At 67.1% G+C, this 14,778-nt stretch carries 10 protein-coding genes; 6 read left to right on the top strand and 4 right to left on the bottom strand.

The annotated features are described in order from the left end of the window. Positions 1-203: 203 nt before the first annotated feature. Entirely contained in the window at positions 204-1,139 is a 936-nt protein-coding gene (gene secF, locus CKO23_RS09320; protein WP_200330329.1) for a protein translocase subunit SecF, read from the top strand. Positions 1,140-1,280: 141 nt separating this feature from the next. Continuing rightward, the gene (locus CKO23_RS09315; RefSeq protein WP_200330327.1) at positions 1,281-2,078 is read left to right on the top strand and encodes a CAP domain-containing protein; all 798 of its coding nucleotides are present in this window, start codon (positions 1,281-1,283) and stop codon (positions 2,076-2,078) included. 59 nt (positions 2,079-2,137) lie between these two features. On the opposite strand, the gene CKO23_RS09310 is transcribed toward CKO23_RS09315, so the two are convergent. After that, complete coding sequence (locus CKO23_RS09310) at positions 2,138-2,785, bottom strand: DUF4126 domain-containing protein (RefSeq protein ID WP_200330325.1); 648 nt, start codon at positions 2,783-2,785, stop codon at positions 2,138-2,140. Positions 2,786-2,881: 96 nt separating this feature from the next. Between CKO23_RS09310 and CKO23_RS09305 the strand changes: the two genes are divergently transcribed. Then, positions 2,882-3,418: a DUF2939 domain-containing protein gene (locus CKO23_RS09305; RefSeq protein WP_200330323.1), complete on the top strand. Its 537-nt coding sequence runs from the start codon at positions 2,882-2,884 to the stop codon at positions 3,416-3,418. 165 nt (positions 3,419-3,583) lie between these two features. On the opposite strand, the gene CKO23_RS09300 is transcribed toward CKO23_RS09305, so the two are convergent. Continuing rightward, complete coding sequence (locus CKO23_RS09300) at positions 3,584-4,090, bottom strand: hypothetical protein (protein ID WP_200330321.1); 507 nt, start codon at positions 4,088-4,090, stop codon at positions 3,584-3,586. A gap of 249 nt (positions 4,091-4,339) precedes the next feature. Between CKO23_RS09300 and CKO23_RS09295 the strand changes: the two genes are divergently transcribed. The 3 genes from CKO23_RS09295 to CKO23_RS09285 are packed head-to-tail and all read left to right on the top strand — an operon-like array spanning position 4,340 to position 7,948. Continuing rightward, positions 4,340-5,431, top strand: a complete 1,092-nt coding sequence (locus CKO23_RS09295; protein ID WP_200330319.1) for a hypothetical protein — start codon at positions 4,340-4,342, stop codon at positions 5,429-5,431. Positions 5,432-5,469: 38 nt separating this feature from the next. Next, positions 5,470-6,582 carry an AAA family ATPase gene (locus CKO23_RS09290; protein ID WP_346014592.1) on the top strand — a complete coding sequence of 371 codons (1,113 nt, stop codon included), beginning with the start codon at positions 5,470-5,472 and terminating at the stop codon, positions 6,580-6,582. Next, entirely contained in the window at positions 6,563-7,948 is a 1,386-nt protein-coding gene (locus CKO23_RS09285; RefSeq protein WP_200330317.1) for a vWA domain-containing protein, read from the top strand. The genes CKO23_RS09290 and CKO23_RS09285 overlap by 20 nt, the downstream gene beginning before the upstream one ends. Before the next feature lie 287 nt (positions 7,949-8,235). Here CKO23_RS09285 and CKO23_RS26550 read toward each other — a convergent pair whose 3' ends face one another. Next, positions 8,236-9,996: a two-component system response regulator gene (locus CKO23_RS26550; RefSeq protein WP_346014591.1), complete on the bottom strand. Its 1,761-nt coding sequence runs from the start codon at positions 9,994-9,996 to the stop codon at positions 8,236-8,238. A gap of 87 nt (positions 9,997-10,083) precedes the next feature. Continuing rightward, the gene (locus tag CKO23_RS26545; RefSeq protein ID WP_200330313.1) at positions 10,084-13,854 is read right to left on the bottom strand and encodes a PAS domain S-box protein; all 3,771 of its coding nucleotides are present in this window, start codon (positions 13,852-13,854) and stop codon (positions 10,084-10,086) included. Positions 13,855-14,778 lie beyond the last annotated feature (924 nt).

Raw genomic sequence — 14,778 nt, 5'->3', positions numbered from 1 at the left:
AACTAGCGTCGGACTGGACCTCCATCGGTGTGACGCGCCGTAGCTAACCCCACCCCTCCTCGTTCCGCAGCTCTCCGGCACCCCCTCGCCGCCTCCAGAGCCGGGCACGGAAGCGCTCAAGGTTTCGACAACGTCGCATCCCGCCGGTCGTCCCGTGCGCACGCCTCGCCGCCATTCCAACCTGCGTCAGGACCGCCAAGATCATGCTGTCAATCAACCTGCGGAATATCGACTTCGTCTCCAGGCGGAAGTTCGCCTATGCACTGTCCGTTGCCGCCATCGCGCTCTCATTGCTGTCGCTTGGGTTCAAGGGGATGAATCTGGGGCTCGACTTCACGGGAGGCACCCAGATGGAGCTGGGGTTCTCCGACGCGATCGAGCTGGCGCAAGTCACCAAGGCCATCGAAGCGGCCGGCTTGCCCGACCCGACCGTCCAGTATTTCGGGACCAACCGCGATGTGCTGGTGCGCCTGCCGCCCTCCGAGGAAAGCAACGACCCGCAACTCAACACCAGGCTGACCGCCTCCTTCAAGGCCACGGGTGGACCCACACCGGATATTCGTCGGATCGAGTTCCTCGGCGCACAGGTCGGCAACGAACTGGTCGAGGATGGCGGACTCGCGGTGCTCATCGCCCTGGGCTGCATCGCGCTCTACGTCTGGCTGAGGTTCGAGCAGCGCTTTGCCGTGGGCGCGCTCGTCGCCACCATGCATGACCCCATTCTCACGCTCGGCTATTTCTCGCTGAGCGGAACCAGCTTCGATCTCACGGTGCTCGCCGCCATCCTGGCGGTGGTGGGCTACTCCGTGAACGACACCATCGTGGTCTTCGACCGGATTCGCGAGAACTTCAGGAGAATGCGCAAGGCGACTCCGGCCGAGGTGGTCAACGCCTCGATCAACCAGACCATGTCGCGCTCCCTGATCACCTCGGGAACCACCCTCGTGGTGGTGATCGCCATGTTCTTCTTCGGCGGCCCCATGCTGCACGGCTTCGCGCTGGCGCTCATCATCGGCATCCTGGTCGGCACCTATTCCTCCATCTTCGTCGCGAGTACGGTCGCGCTGGAGCTGGGCGCCAGCCGCAAGGATCTGATGAAGATCGACAAGGAGACGGGGCGGCCCATCGAGGAGGCCTGATCAAGTAGGCTGACGCATCCAGCCGCGAGCGGCGTGTTCACGCGAGGCCCGGCGACCTGCCGGGTTCGCGACCTGCATCAACGCAATGCGAACGGCACTGGCTGAGAATACTGTCTCGCGCACGCTGGAGACGAGGTCGAGATGCCACGCACCTGGATCCCACGAACAAGCCTGCTGCCCTGTCTGATCCTGGCCTGTGCGTCATGCGCGCCGACGCCCGACAGACACATCCTCCCGACGGCAGACCCCGTCGTCGAGCCCCACGCCCAAGAAGACGCACCGGCGGACACCACCGCGGCGCGGGAAATCATCGATCGCAACAACACTCTGCGTCATGAGAACGGCCTGAGGCCGGTCGTGGTCGATCAGAGTCTTCAACGAGCCGCCCTCGATTTCGCGGCATTCATGGCCAGCTCCGGGCGCTACGGACATGAGGCCGATGGCGGCAACCCGGCCGCGCGCGCCAACCGCCATGGCTATGATCACTGCATCCTCGCCGAGAACATCGCCTACCTGTTCAGCGCGAAGGGCCTCGGGACCGAAGCCGTCGTCGAGACTGCCTTCCAAGGGTGGTGCGATTCGCCCGGACACCGAAAGAACATGCTCGACCCGGACGTCACCCAGACCGGCGTCGCCGTCGCACGCAACCGCCGGGGCGACGCCGTCTACGCCGTTCAGCTCTTCGGTCGCCCCAGGTCCGAGCGGCGCCGTTTCCAGGTCAGGAACGGCTCGGACACCACCATCCATTACCGCCTGGGGGCAGAGCGCTATCCGCTAGGCCCAGGCGTGACGCGAACGCATCATGTCTGCCGCTCGGAGCCGCTGAGCCTGACGGAGCAGGGCCACCAGTCGGATGTCGCGCTGACGCCAGGGGATGGGGATCGCCTCGCGATCTTCCGGCTCGCCTCGGGAAGCATTCAGCTCAAGACCGAACGATGAGAGCGGCTGACCGGGTCTTGGTGCTCGTCAGAGGCGCCGTGGACGCGCGATCCGCGCCATCAGGCCGCCCCACTGTCGGGCGGAGGGCCTTCGTCCCTCGGCTCATCCCGCCCACCGCCGAACAGACGCAAGACGAAGCGGAAGACCCGCTTGATTCCGCGCCACACCTTGGGCAGCAGCCAGACCAGCAGGAGCAGGAAGAGCGCGAGCAGGCCGAGGAAGACCGCCGGGTGATTGACGGCGATCAGCAGCCCACCGACGACGCCGACATCCTCGGTCACCGAGGCCGCCCAGTTGCTGAAGGGCTCGGGCGAGGTATTGATCAGAACCCGGGTGCCGGACTTGGCCGCATGGGAGGCGGCCGCCAAGCCGCCGCCCAGGAGCGCGGCCGCCAGGTCCACCCCAGGGCCGGCGTCGCCGACCGCGCCCGCGGCCAGCAGGGCGCCCGCGGGGATGCGGATGAAGGTATGGAGCGTATCCCAGGCGGTATCGACCCCAGGCACCTTGTCCGCGACGAACTCGACCAGGTACATGACGCCAGCGGCCATGATGACCAGCGGGTCGCTGAGGATCTCGAGACCCGGCGGCAAGGCCATGGTCCCGGTCAGGCCAAGCAGGCCGATGACCAGGATGGCGGCGTAGAGATTGATGCCGCTGGCCCAGCCGGCACCGAGTGACAGGGCCAGGGTCTGTGTCAAATCGTCCATGCGCGTGCCTCGCTCGATGAAAACGCCAGGGGATTATAATCAGGTCATGTCGTCGGCATCGCCGATCCGCAAGACCCACGCCTCAGGACGCCCATCATGGCCCGGATTCTCGCCTTCCTCATCAGCTTCATCGTGATCCTCTACGGCGTCTGGCCCTACTACGGCCTCTATCGCCTGGATCAGGCCCTGAGCGAGCCGGACGCCGCCGCCATCGCCCCCTTCGTCGATCTCCCGGCCATTCAGGCCCACTACCAGCAGCGCCTGGGCGCGGGCGTCGCCCAGATCATCCCCGAGTCGGACAGGGGCAAGGTCCCCATGCTCGACTGGCTGGCGGACGGACTGCGCCAGCTCGGGGACAAGGCACTGACTCAGGTCATCTCCATCGACCTCGTCCGCGGCATCCTGAGAGAGGCCGCAGTACGCTCGACCGACAAACGCCCCGCCTATTTCCTGGCCGGGATCGACTACGCCTTCTTCACCTCATGGAATGGGTTCGAGGTCCGGCTCGGCGAGTCGCCCGACGCAACGCGGGTTCTGATGCGGCGCGATGGACTGGACTGGCGGATCACGGATATCACCCAAGCCTCCACCGAGGTCACCGCCCCGCGGGAGCCCGGGGCAACCCAGGAGTGACCCGTCTCTTGCGCGACGACGAAACGCGGGATGGAGCGCGCCTCAAAGGCCGCGGCGCACCACGCTGAGCGTCGACCACGCCCGCTCGGCCATCAGCTGGAACGACTCGCCGGACGTCCCGTTCGACCGCTCGGTCAATCCTTACCGGAGCTGCCACCTGCCCCCTCACAACGCCAGATTGTCGATCCGATCGCAGGTCGGGGTGCTGGCGAGACATTGCCGGATGAGCCGATCCCAACGCTGCTGCTGGGCGCTGATCTGGCTATGGCCGGTATCCAGGTCGTACTTGTGCTGAATCGGGGCCATGAGCGTCTGCCGGTGCCGATTGAAGCAGTTGGTGATCGCCGTCGTCAGTTCGCCGACGGTCGCCGCCTCGAGCGCCATGAAATCGCGCGCCATGGCATGCCCGACCAGGATGCCGATGTCGTAGTGCCCCTGCTCGTGCGAGAGCAAGGCGCCGGTCTGCGAGGCGCCGCGACGCACGGTCGCGACGGGCGAAATGCCGATCTGAAAGGTCTCCGCCATCCTGAATCGCCCATCGACCGAGCGGAAGGGCCGATTGGGGACCGAGAAGTTGATATCGATATGGGCGTCTTCGTCCGGCAGGCTCGGAACCTCCCGGAAGTTGCTCCATTGCAGGGTACGCGGGTTGGGTGAGACTGTGATTGCCATCTTCGCTGTCCTCCTCGCTGCGGCGCCAGCAGGGCCGGGACTGGCGCACCGGGCCTGTCGATCACGGCCCTCTCACTACAAGTGTAGATCCCAGCGCGCCCGAGCCCAATCCGGCCCCAACGGGCTGTCGCATTGGATTCCCGCGCGACTCGCCTCATCTGAAAGCGATCCGAGACCTCAAGGCGATGCGGGTCCGCGCCCAGGTTCGGGCAGCGGATCACGCATGGCGAGAGACAGCGAGGGCCGATCATGCACATCCGTATCCAGCACCACCCGTCCGCACCACCCCCGGCGACCGATGACGATGACAAGCCCCAGATGAAGCCGCTGACGCATCACGAGATCCTTGGTTTGATGGCGCCCTTCACGGCCGCCGGGCTGCATGCGGATCTCGCCGCGAGCCAGCGTGGCGAACGCAAGCTGGCCTTCAAACCCCGTGCGCTCGAGCCGACCCAGGAGCTGCCGATCCCACTGGAGGAACGCCTTGTGCTCGAAGTCCCGGAATCCGGCGATCCGAGACTCGTGCGCACCCTGAGCCACGCCTCGGGCTTGACCTCCCAGGCGGTCGCCGTCGGCGCGGATCCAGCCGTACTCTGGGAGCGGATCCAAGCGGTCCCGTCGCGCCGGCAGTTCCGCGTCTATGCGGACGTCCCGGTTGCGCGCAGCTACCTGATCGAAGCGGTCGCCGGGGACGAGACGGCCGCCGAACCCGCCATCCGAGTGCTGATCACGCAGGCACGGGCGCGGGTGCGGGGCATCAATATCGAGATGAAGGCCGACCGCTTCGTCGGTCATGCGGTCGAACTCAGGCTGACCGCCGACGCCGGCACCACGCTGAAGATCCCCGAGGATCTGACCGCCGTGATCGGCTGGAACTGGCGCCCGCTGCGGGAATTCATCAGTCTCTGGCGCGGCAGCATCCGCGTGCAGCCCAAAGAGCCGCGACGCACCGCCGACATCGAACACAAGATCGGCCAGACCATCACCCATCTGGCGGACACCCTGGACAGGCCGCCCGCCGACTTCCATCCGCGCTTTCATCGCGCACGCTGGCGCGTGAGCTTCCAGCGCGGCGTCCCGCTGGGCATCGGGCTGCTCATCATCGCGCTTACGCCGGCCATCCAATGGCTCGACATGGCGGACGACTCCATCCTCCGCATGCTGATCTTCCATGCGCCGCCCTTGATGCTCGCGGGCATGTTCATCATGCGCGAGATGCCGCGCATCGAGATCCCGCCCATCCCCAGACCGCTCACCCAGGCGCGCTGGCTGGATCGGGTCGAGGACAAGGGACGCCGCGCCCGGCTGGAGCCGGCATCCGCCGAGGCAGCTGATTCCTGAACCCAGAGCGGTGCGACCGCGCGCATGAGGAGCCGACCGTGCAGGGCAATCCCATGAACATCCCACCCGTCTCGATCGCAGCGGTCAAACAGGCCCTCATCGAGCAATACCAGCATCCCATCCTGCGCCAGCGCGCCTCCATGCTCTGGGGCACCCGCGGGGTCGGCAAGTCGTCCATCGTCCGCCAGGTGGCGGACCACTTCCAGGCGCCCCTGGTGGACCTGCGGCTGACGACCATCGAGCCGGTCGACATCCGCGGCGCCATCTACGCCGACGACCAGCGTCGCCAGACGGTCTGGTTCCCGCCGGAATTCCTCCCCGCGCCGGATCAGCCCGCGGGCATCCTCTTCCTGGACGAGTTGACGGCCGCGGACCAGCGTCTGCAGATCTCGGCCTACTCGCTCATCCTCGACCGCCGGGTCGGCAACTACCAGCTGCCGGATGGCTGGCAGGTCATCGCCGCCGGCAATGCCGCCTTCCACGGCGCGGTCAGCCACGACATGGGCACGGCGCTGGCGGACCGCATGTTCCACTTCAACGTCCAGACCGTGATCGACGCCTTTCTCGACTACGCCCTGACCAACGACTTCGCCCCCGAGGTCATGGCCTACCTCAAGGTCCGCCCGGACAAGCTCGACGACACCCAGAGCCAGCTCGCCAACGACCACCTGGTCGGCGCCAGCCCGCGCGGCTGGGAGGATCTCTCCAACGTGCTCAAGTCAGGGCTCTCCGAGACCGGCAAGCGCCTCTTCGTCCAGGGACGCATCGGCGCGGCCAATGCCGCCGAATTCTTCGGCGTGCTGCGTGAGATCCGCGCCGGCACCGACGTGGTCGCCCTGCTCGCGGCGCCCGCGGGCGCGGAGACCGTCGCACTGCTGCCCAAGACGCTGGACGGGCTCTACGGCATGATCTACGCCCTGCTCGCCGCCGCGACCGACGCGGCACGCATGGCCCGCGCGCTGGAGATCGTCGACCAGCTTCCGGAGACCGACACGCGCGAGCCCCTACCGATCCGCGAGTCCCAAACGCTCGCGATGGAGCTGCTCTTCCAGAAGGCACTGGAGCGCGGCCTGGAGGGCGCCGTGCTGGCCAGCCCGGTCTATCGGACCTATGCCGAGCAGCGTGCCGCGGATGAGCAACGAGCCGCCTAGCACCCGCCGACGGGGTGGCGTCTACTGCCACCGTGGGACGCGCGCCATTCAGCGCATGGTGGAGTTCGCGCCATCCAGCGGCGGGCTCGCGCTCTGGGTCCATCACCTGGATGTGGAGACGGACCCCGATCAGGGACCGCTCATCGCCGCCAACGATGGCGCGACCATCTACTACGGCCCCGCGTTCGAGCGCCTGCCCCTGCCGATACAGGTGGGACTGGTGGCGCACCAGGTGCTGCACATCGCGCTACGCCACCCGCAGAGGATGGTCGCGCTACGCCGCCTGATCGGCGATGTGGATCCCGAGCTCTACAACCTCTGCGCCGACGCCATCGTCAACAGCGCACTCGGCCATCTGAGCTGGCTTGAGCTGCCAGACCGCTCGGTGCGGCTCGAAGAGCTGCTCTCGGACGCCTTGGGCATCCGCCAGGGCGCCGAAACGGCACTGCTAGAATGGGATCTGGAGCGGCTCTACCGCGCGATCGACGACCGTCGCTCGCAGGGCTCCCAGCGAGGCTCCAGACGCGGTACCGGGGAGCGCCAGGAGTCCGAGACGGGAGGCGGCCCCGGCGGCCAGCAACAGGGCGAGGCGGGGCGAGCGGTGCCGCGCGAGGATGGTCCCCGCGCCGCCCAGGCGCGCGCCCTCGGCTGGGGCATGCTGCGCGACCTGCTCCCGGCCGCCGATGCCGAGCACCCGGAGCTGGAGACCGAGCAGTCGCGCGAGTGGCGCGAGCGCATCACCCGCGCCCATGCCGGCGATGGCGCCCACTCCATGCTGCGCACCCTGCTGGCGGACCTGCCCAAGGTGCGCACGCCCTGGGAGCAGCTCCTGCGCACCCAGCTGACCCGCGGTCTGGCCCACACACCAGACCTCTCCTGGTCACGGCCCGCGCGCTCCTACATCGCCAATCAGGGGCGCGTCGGCCGGGGAGCCCGGCGCCTGCGGATGCCCTGGGAGCCCGGCCATGCCTCGACGCGCGCCGTGACCCGGCTGGCCGTCATGGTCGATGTCTCGGGCTCGATCGACGCGGCGCTGCTGGAGCGCTTCGCGCGTGAGATCGAGGCCATCACCCGGCGCCTGGAGTCGAGGATCGTCGTCATCATCGGCGATGATCGGGTCAGGGATGTCCAGGTCTTCGAGCCCGGCCGATCGAATCTGCGCGGCATCCGCTTCGAGGGCGGCGGCGGGACCGACTTCACGCCCCTGCTGCGCGAGGCCGAGCGGTTCGCCCCGGACATGGGCGTCTTCCTCACCGACCTGGACGGCCGCGCCGATGCCTGTCCGAGCTACCCGGTGCTCTGGGCCGTGCCCGCGAGGCATGCGGACATGGAGGCGCCCTTCGGACGCAAGCTGGTGCTGGACTAGGACAGCGGCGCTCGAATCCCGCTCAGGAGCATCCTGGTCAGCCAGCGCGCGTCCTGAACCGCGCGATGAAGCGCCAGCGTCATGGGGCCGATCGCTCGGTCGTGGTAGGAGCGGCGCGGTCGGGGGCGCGGGGTTCGTCGCGCCGGGGCGGCGCTCCCACGAAGACTTGCCCAGTCGCGGGAACTCCGTCCGCAGCGGCGCGGCGGACTGGCGCCATCGAGACTGGCGATGGCCGCGATCACTGCCCGCGTGCCCTGGCCGGTCGATTCGCCGGCATGGAGCAAGCGTCACTCGTCGGAGCGGGCCAAGAGCAGGTCGGTCCGATGCGCTGATCCCCGCCAGTCTGCCAGCCAACCGCTGACCGCATGTGCGGGCATCGGATAGGCGATGCCGTAGCCCTGTGCCAGCTCGCAGCCGAGATGCAGCAGCATCTCGCCCTGCTCCGGGGTCTCCATCCCGGTGGCGATGACCTGGAACCGGAAGGCCCTGGACAGCGTCAGGATGCGCTCGACGATCGCCCGATCATGCGGGTTGTCGAGCATGTCACCGATGACGCTTCGGTCGATCTTGAGCTGCATGACCGCCAGGTGTTGCAGATCCTGGGGCGAGAGATCGGCGGCACCACAGTCATCCAGGGTGAAGTTCACCCCGATCTCGCGACAGTCCGCCACGACCTGGGAGACACGGGCCAGGTCATCCAATGCGCTGGCTTCCAGCACCTCGAGTCTCAGACTGGACGGTTTGATCGCCGCATGCGCCGCCAGCAGGGCGCGCAAACGCGCAACGAAGTTCGCCTGCCGCAACTGCCGGGCGCCGACATTGACGCTCACCGCGAGGTCGAGTCCGTCGGCCTGCCAGTCTTCGAGCTGAGTCAGGGCCGTGTCGATCACCCATTCCCCGAGGTCGACCGCGAGGGGAAGATGTTCGATCACGGGCAGGAAGTGTCGCGGGGCGAGCAGCCCGTGCTCCGGGTGCTGCCAGCGGATCAGGGCCTCGACGCTGACCACCATCCCGGTGCGCAGGTTGACCTTGGGCTGGTAGTAGAGCACGAATTCATTCCCCTTCAGCCCCCGACGGATCGGCTCCAGCAGATCATGACGACCGCGGGCAAGACGATCGTCCTCGTGGTCGAAGAGGTGGTAACGATTCTTGCCGGTCAGCTTGGCCTGATACATGGCCCGGTCGGCCTGGCGCAACAGTTGATCCGCGTCCACATCATCCGGCTGCGGATAGAAGGCAACGCCGAGACTGGCCGAGACCTGCATGACGAGATCGCCGAGCGTCACCGCTGCCGCCGCGGCGGCGAGCAAACGTTCGAGCAGCGGCACAGAGGCATCCTTGTCTTGAAGATCGAGCAGCAAGGCCACGAACTCGTCGCCACCCAGCCGGGCGAGGGTATCGCCTTTGCGCACGACCTGCTTCATGCGCTCAGCCACGGCCTTCAACAGCTCATCGCCGACGGCGTGTCCGTGGCTGTCATTGACGCGCTTGAAGCCATCCAGATCGAGATAGACCACCGCCAGGTGTTGTTTGCGTCGTTGGATCTGCACCATGGCCTGGTGCAGCCGGTCGGCCAGCAGCAGGCGGTTGGGCAGCCCGGTCAGTGCGTCATAATGGGCGAGCCGTTCAAAGCGCGCCTCGCTCTCACGCAGCGCCTGCTCGCGTTCGCGCAACTGCAGCTGCAGTCCGACCCGAAGACGCAGCACCGGCGGATTGATGGGTTTGGGGATGAAGTCCGCTGCGCCAGCCTGCAAGGCTTGAGCCTCGCTCTCGAGGTCCTGGCTGGCGGTGACGCAGATCACCGGAATATCCCGCCATCGCGGGTCGCCGCGAAGCAATCGGCACAGGGCGTAACCGTCCATTTCCGGCATGTTGAGGTCGAGGAGGATGAGCGCTGGCGGCGCCTCTGCGCTCAGCCGGTCGAGCGCCCGCGCCCCGGACAAGGAGAATTCGCAGTGGTAGTCGGGCATCAGCGCCGCGCCCATGAGCTGGACGCTGGCGGGGTCATCGTCGACGATCAGGATCCTCGTCTTCGCGTTTTTGGTCATCCTAAACCTCATCACGCCTGGCATGCGTTGTCGCGAGCAGTCGATCAGTCGCGAGCGGTCGATCGGATTGGCATCACACAGCAAACGTCACCCTGGATGCGGCTCGGGCGCCAGCAGCGCCAGCGCCTCCTCAAAGCGCAGCGAGCGGATCCTCTCGGCCACAGCCGCGGTCGCGGCGTGGCCGTCGCGCCGCACCAGGGCCGGCTCCAGTCTCTCGAACAGCCCCAGTGCCGCCAAGTCGCAGCTGACAAGCGCGGCATGCAGCGCCGCCAGTTGCCTTGGATCGAGCACCGCATCCCCGTCCGCCACCGAGGGCTTGGGTTGCGCCAGCCAGGGCGTAAGCGCGGCCAGGAGCGCGGCGAGCTGGCCCTCGAAAGCGTCCATGACGTCCTGGAGATCGGTGCGCCCTTCCAGCAGGCCCTGCTCCAAGGTCTGGGAGGTCCGGACCAGATCCCGCGCGCCAAGATACCCCGCTCGCCCCTGCAAGGAATGCAGCCGCCGGGCGGCATCGGAACAGGCGCCACGCGCCAGGTCATCGCGCGTGCGCTGCGCCGCATCGAGAAAGTCCCCGGTCAGCTGGGGCAGCAATTTCACAAAGAGCGACCAATCGTTGCCGAGGAGTCGCGCCGCCTGACGGGTATCGAGCCCCGGAATATCGGGAAAGTCCGTGCCAGCCGTCTCGCCCGAAGCTCGCGCCAGGATGGCGTTGGGCGCTGATGCGTCCGACGCGGGCGCTGCGCGCCAACGCTGGAGCATCGCGACGAGATCCTCCAAGTCCACGGGCTTGGTCAGGAAGTCATTGACGCCGGCCTCCTGCGCTCGCTGGCGCTGCTCCGCTAGCACGCTGGCGGAGAAGGCGATCACCGGCAGCTCGGTCAGGCCGAGCTCCTGGCGGATCGCGCGGGTCGCCGTGAGCCCGTCCATGACCGGCATCTGGATGTCCATCAGAACGGCATCGACATCCTCAGGCTTGGCGCGCAGCCAGTCCAGCGCTTGCCGACCATCGGCGACCAGCGTCGCGCGGGCGCCCTCGCGTCTCAATGCGCGTTCGACCACCTCTCGATTCAGGGGACAGTCATCCGCCACCAGACAATGCACGGCGCTCAGGCGTGGTCCGCTCGGCCGCGCGGGGGGCGCAACTGCGTCCGATGGGGTGGCGTCCGCGCTGGCCCGCGCGAAGGGCAGTTCGCACCAGAAGGTGCTGCCGACCCCGAGTGTGCTGTCGATGCCGAAGGTGCCATCCATCCGCTCCACCAACTCTTTGCTGATGGCCAGGCCCAGCCCGGTGCCGCCGAAACGGCGGGTGATGCTCCCATCGACCTGGGTAAAGGCGGTGCCCAGGTGGGCCAGGTGCTCAGGGGCGATCCCGATCCCGGTGTCGCGGACCTCCAAGCGCAACCGTACCGCCGCGGTGTCGATGTCCTCTTGGCTGATCTGGATGCGCACCTCGCCACGCTCGGTGAATTTCACCGCGTTGCCGACCAGGTTGATGAGGATCTGCTCCAGGCGCAAGGAGTCGCCGCGCAGCCAGGCGGCGAGATCCACCGGCGTGTCGAGCTGGAAGGCGAGCCCCTTGGAGCGGGCCTCTTGACCCAGGAGGCTCGCGACCTGCGCCAGCACGGCCGCTGGTGCGAAGGTCCGCGCGGTCAGGCGCAACTGGCCGGCGGCGAGCTTGGAGAGATCGAGGATGTCGTTGACGAGCGCGAGCAGGGAGCGGCCGGCCGTGCGCAGCCGTTGGAGCAAATGGCGTTGATCCGCGGACAGCGCCTCGCTTTCCAGCAGTTGCGCCAGGCCCAGCATGGCATTCAGCGGGGTGCGGATCTCATGGCTCATGTTGGCCAGGAACTCGGCCTTGACGCGCGCCGCCTGCTCGGCCTGTTCCTGGGCCTGTTTGAGGTCGGTGATGTCGTAGAGACTGACGAGGTGCAGGTCCTCGAAAGATCGGCCCAGCGCCGACGCCCGTGCCACGACGGTGCGGACCTGACCGTTCTTGCAGCGGATCACCGCTTCCAGTGGCTCGAAGCGTCCGCCTTCGCGCCGAGCGCGCGCCATACCCTCCCACCAGTTGGCGATGATCGCTTGGCGATAGTCAGGATCGGGATAGGCCCGCGACCACCAGTCCGCCAGGGTGGGAATATCCGCCAACGTATAGCCGAACAGCTCAATGAAGGCCGAGTTCAAATAGTTGATGTTCTGCTGTGTATCGTTCAGGGCAAAGGGCACCGGCGAGGCGTCGATGATGGCGCGGGCGCGCGCCTCGCTGGATTGCAAGTCCGCCTTGATCTGTTTGTCCTCCGTGATGTCGACCGTCATGGCCAGAATGTGGTGCTTGCCCTGCATCATGATCGTACTCAGGTGCACCCACTCCCAAATCCTTTCGCCGTTGGCACAGCGATAGTGCCATTCGAACTGCTGCGGACCTTCCCGCAGCGTCTTGGCCGCCCATCTCACCGCGTCGTCGACGGAGTAAGGCGGTTCGAGCCAGAGCTCGGGGGACGCCGACTTGAGCGCTTCGACCGAGTCGTAACCGTAAAGCGCGCAGGCGGCTGGGTTGGCATCCAGCATCTCGCCGGTGTCCGCGTCGTGGATCAGGATGTTGAGCGGCGCGTTGATGAACATTGCGTGGAAGAGTTCCTCGCTGTCCCGCAGGGCGCGATCGGCCGCGCGGCGCTCGGTGATGTCCTGAACGAATCCAAAGAGGCGGATGACACGCCCCTGCCTGTCGATATCCGCATGGCCAACGGTTCTCGAGACCTGGAGCGCGCCGTCCTCAAGGCGGGTGCTCAGTTCCAGTTCGTACGACCTACCCTCGGTGAGTGCGGCCTGCATCGCGTCGCTCAGTCGCGCTCGATCTTCGGGGGAATACCGCCGCAGGTGATCGGCAAAGGCTGGCGGCCCCTCGGCCGGGTCGCGCTGAAAGAGGCGGAACAACTCGTCCGACCAGGTCAGGGTGTCCGTCGCCAGATCCCAGTCCCAGCTGCCGACGTGCGCGATGGCCTCCGTGCGCGCGAGCAGGGACTGACTGCGCCGCAGCGCCTCCTCCGTCAGCTTGAGATCGGTGATGTCGCGCCCGCTCGCTCGGGTGCCGAGCGGCTTGCCCTGGGCATCGACCACCGGCTTCCAGTCGACACTGATCCAGCGTTTCATACCGTCCTTGCGGACATAGCGAATCTCGAAACCCGTGCCATGGCTGCCGCGAATGGCATCCCCGAAGGTCTCGGCGAAGATGGGCCAGTCTTCCTCCGCGATCAGCACCGAGACCCAGTCAGGCATCGCCATGACTTCCTCTGGCGTATACCCGGTCAGCTGCTCCACCGCGGGATTGACCCAGAGGTAGCGGCCATCGAGGTCAAACCATGACTGCCAGTCCAGGGTGTCCTCGAGGATGCTCTTGTAGTGATCCAGACTGACCTGCAACGCCTCGACCTGCTGGCTCGGGGTGACGTCGCTGAGTGTGACGCGACCAATGGGCGACCCCTCGGCATCGCTGGCGGCGATGGCTTCGAGCCGCGCCCAGAGATTGGCGCCGTCGGGTTGGCGCAGCCGCACTGTGCAGACCGCTGGTCCGCCGGCCGATCCGAAGTCGGCCGCGGAGTGCGTCGGGGCCTCGAAGAGCGCTTGGAGGAACCGGTCGAAGACCTCCTGGTCCTCCCCGAGGATGCACCGGGAGAGCGGCTGACCGATCAGCTCGCCTCGGGCCAGACCTAGCAGCTTGGTCGCCGCGCCATTCGCCTCACGGATCCCACCTGATGCGCAGAGGGTGCAATAGCCGACCGGCGCCCGCTCGTAGAAGTCGAGGTAAGGCGCTTGCGCACGTCGCAGCGCCTCGTTCTGCAGCTCCAGCTCAATCTGCCGCACGCGCAGCTCATGGAGGGTCCGCCGGATGTCTTGCGGTGACAGCGCCGCGATCGCGTCCAGCGATGGGGCCGGAGTGTCGCGCGCAATCTGCTCGGCCCGCTGCAGCAGCTGTTGCGAACCCGGTCCCGAATCCCCCCGAAGGTCTGTCGAGGGGGTGGCTCCTTTGGGTCGGTCACCCCTGTCTGTCATGCATCACCCCAAGCGTTGCCATCGACTGGCGCATCCTAAACCCTGTCAATCCTGGCATGCAGAGTGTGATAGCACGCGGAGCGTTTCTGAAGCAGGATCGCTTTGGTTTAACGGAATTTCCTAAGTCGACCAATGAGGCGCGGTTCAAGATGAGGCAAGGCTCAAACAGGGTGCATGACCGCCTCGATCGCCGCTAACGCGCATGCAGGCGTGGCGGCACCCCGGAAAAGAAAGGCTAGCGGTCGCTCGCTCGGTGCCTCGGGGCCGGCGCAACCCGCCGGAGCAGCTGGGCGCGCGCGTGGCACCGCGGAGCGGATGCCACGAGAGGTTTGCTGTTTCACGGTAACCATGCGGTGCCGAGAACGGGTTTCGCCAGATCGGCCGCGGCGCCCCGTCGCAAGCCTTCATCGCGCCAACCTGCGGGAAAGATCTGCTCGCGCTGCCTGATCCTTCCGAACGCGGGCTCGTGTTTGCGCGAGCCCAAGATGACGGAAACGGGCCTTGGTCATCGGTTGGACCGGTAGGGTGGACGAGCGAGAGCGAAGTCCACCGAACCCCGCGCCGTTGTTGGTGGACTGCGCCGCGCTTGTCCACCGAAGACGACTGGTACCGGGTGGCCACGGGTGCTTACGCACCCGCGGCTCCCACAGATCCGGACGTGCGGGACTACCGCATCCGGCTCCTCGGTTGAGCACACGCTACGCGACATAATTGCCGTCACGCACCCGCTGGTCG

Source organism: Thiocystis violacea, from assembly GCF_016583565.1.
Lineage (GTDB): Bacteria > Pseudomonadota > Gammaproteobacteria > Chromatiales > Chromatiaceae > Thiorhodococcus > Thiorhodococcus violaceus_A.
Note: the sequence above shows the minus strand (reverse complement) of the source record. Positions and strands in the feature narration are given on the sequence as shown.

Coding starts and splice junctions, on each gene's coding strand:
- CKO23_RS09310 (WP_200330325.1), bottom strand. CDS start 2,785: ATGGACGATTTGACACAGACCCTGGCCCTGTCACTCGGTGCCGGCTGG.
- CKO23_RS09305 (WP_200330323.1), top strand. CDS start 2,882: ATGGCCCGGATTCTCGCCTTCCTCATCAGCTTCATCGTGATCCTCTAC.
- CKO23_RS09295 (WP_200330319.1), top strand. CDS start 4,340: ATGCACATCCGTATCCAGCACCACCCGTCCGCACCACCCCCGGCGACC.
- CKO23_RS09315 (WP_200330327.1), top strand. CDS start 1,281: ATGCCACGCACCTGGATCCCACGAACAAGCCTGCTGCCCTGTCTGATC.
- CKO23_RS26550 (WP_346014591.1), bottom strand. CDS start 9,996: ATGACCAAAAACGCGAAGACGAGGATCCTGATCGTCGACGATGACCCC.
- CKO23_RS09300 (WP_200330321.1), bottom strand. CDS start 4,090: ATGGCAATCACAGTCTCACCCAACCCGCGTACCCTGCAATGGAGCAAC.
- secF (WP_200330329.1), top strand. CDS start 204: ATGCTGTCAATCAACCTGCGGAATATCGACTTCGTCTCCAGGCGGAAG.
- CKO23_RS09285 (WP_200330317.1), top strand. CDS start 6,563: ATGAGCAACGAGCCGCCTAGCACCCGCCGACGGGGTGGCGTCTACTGC.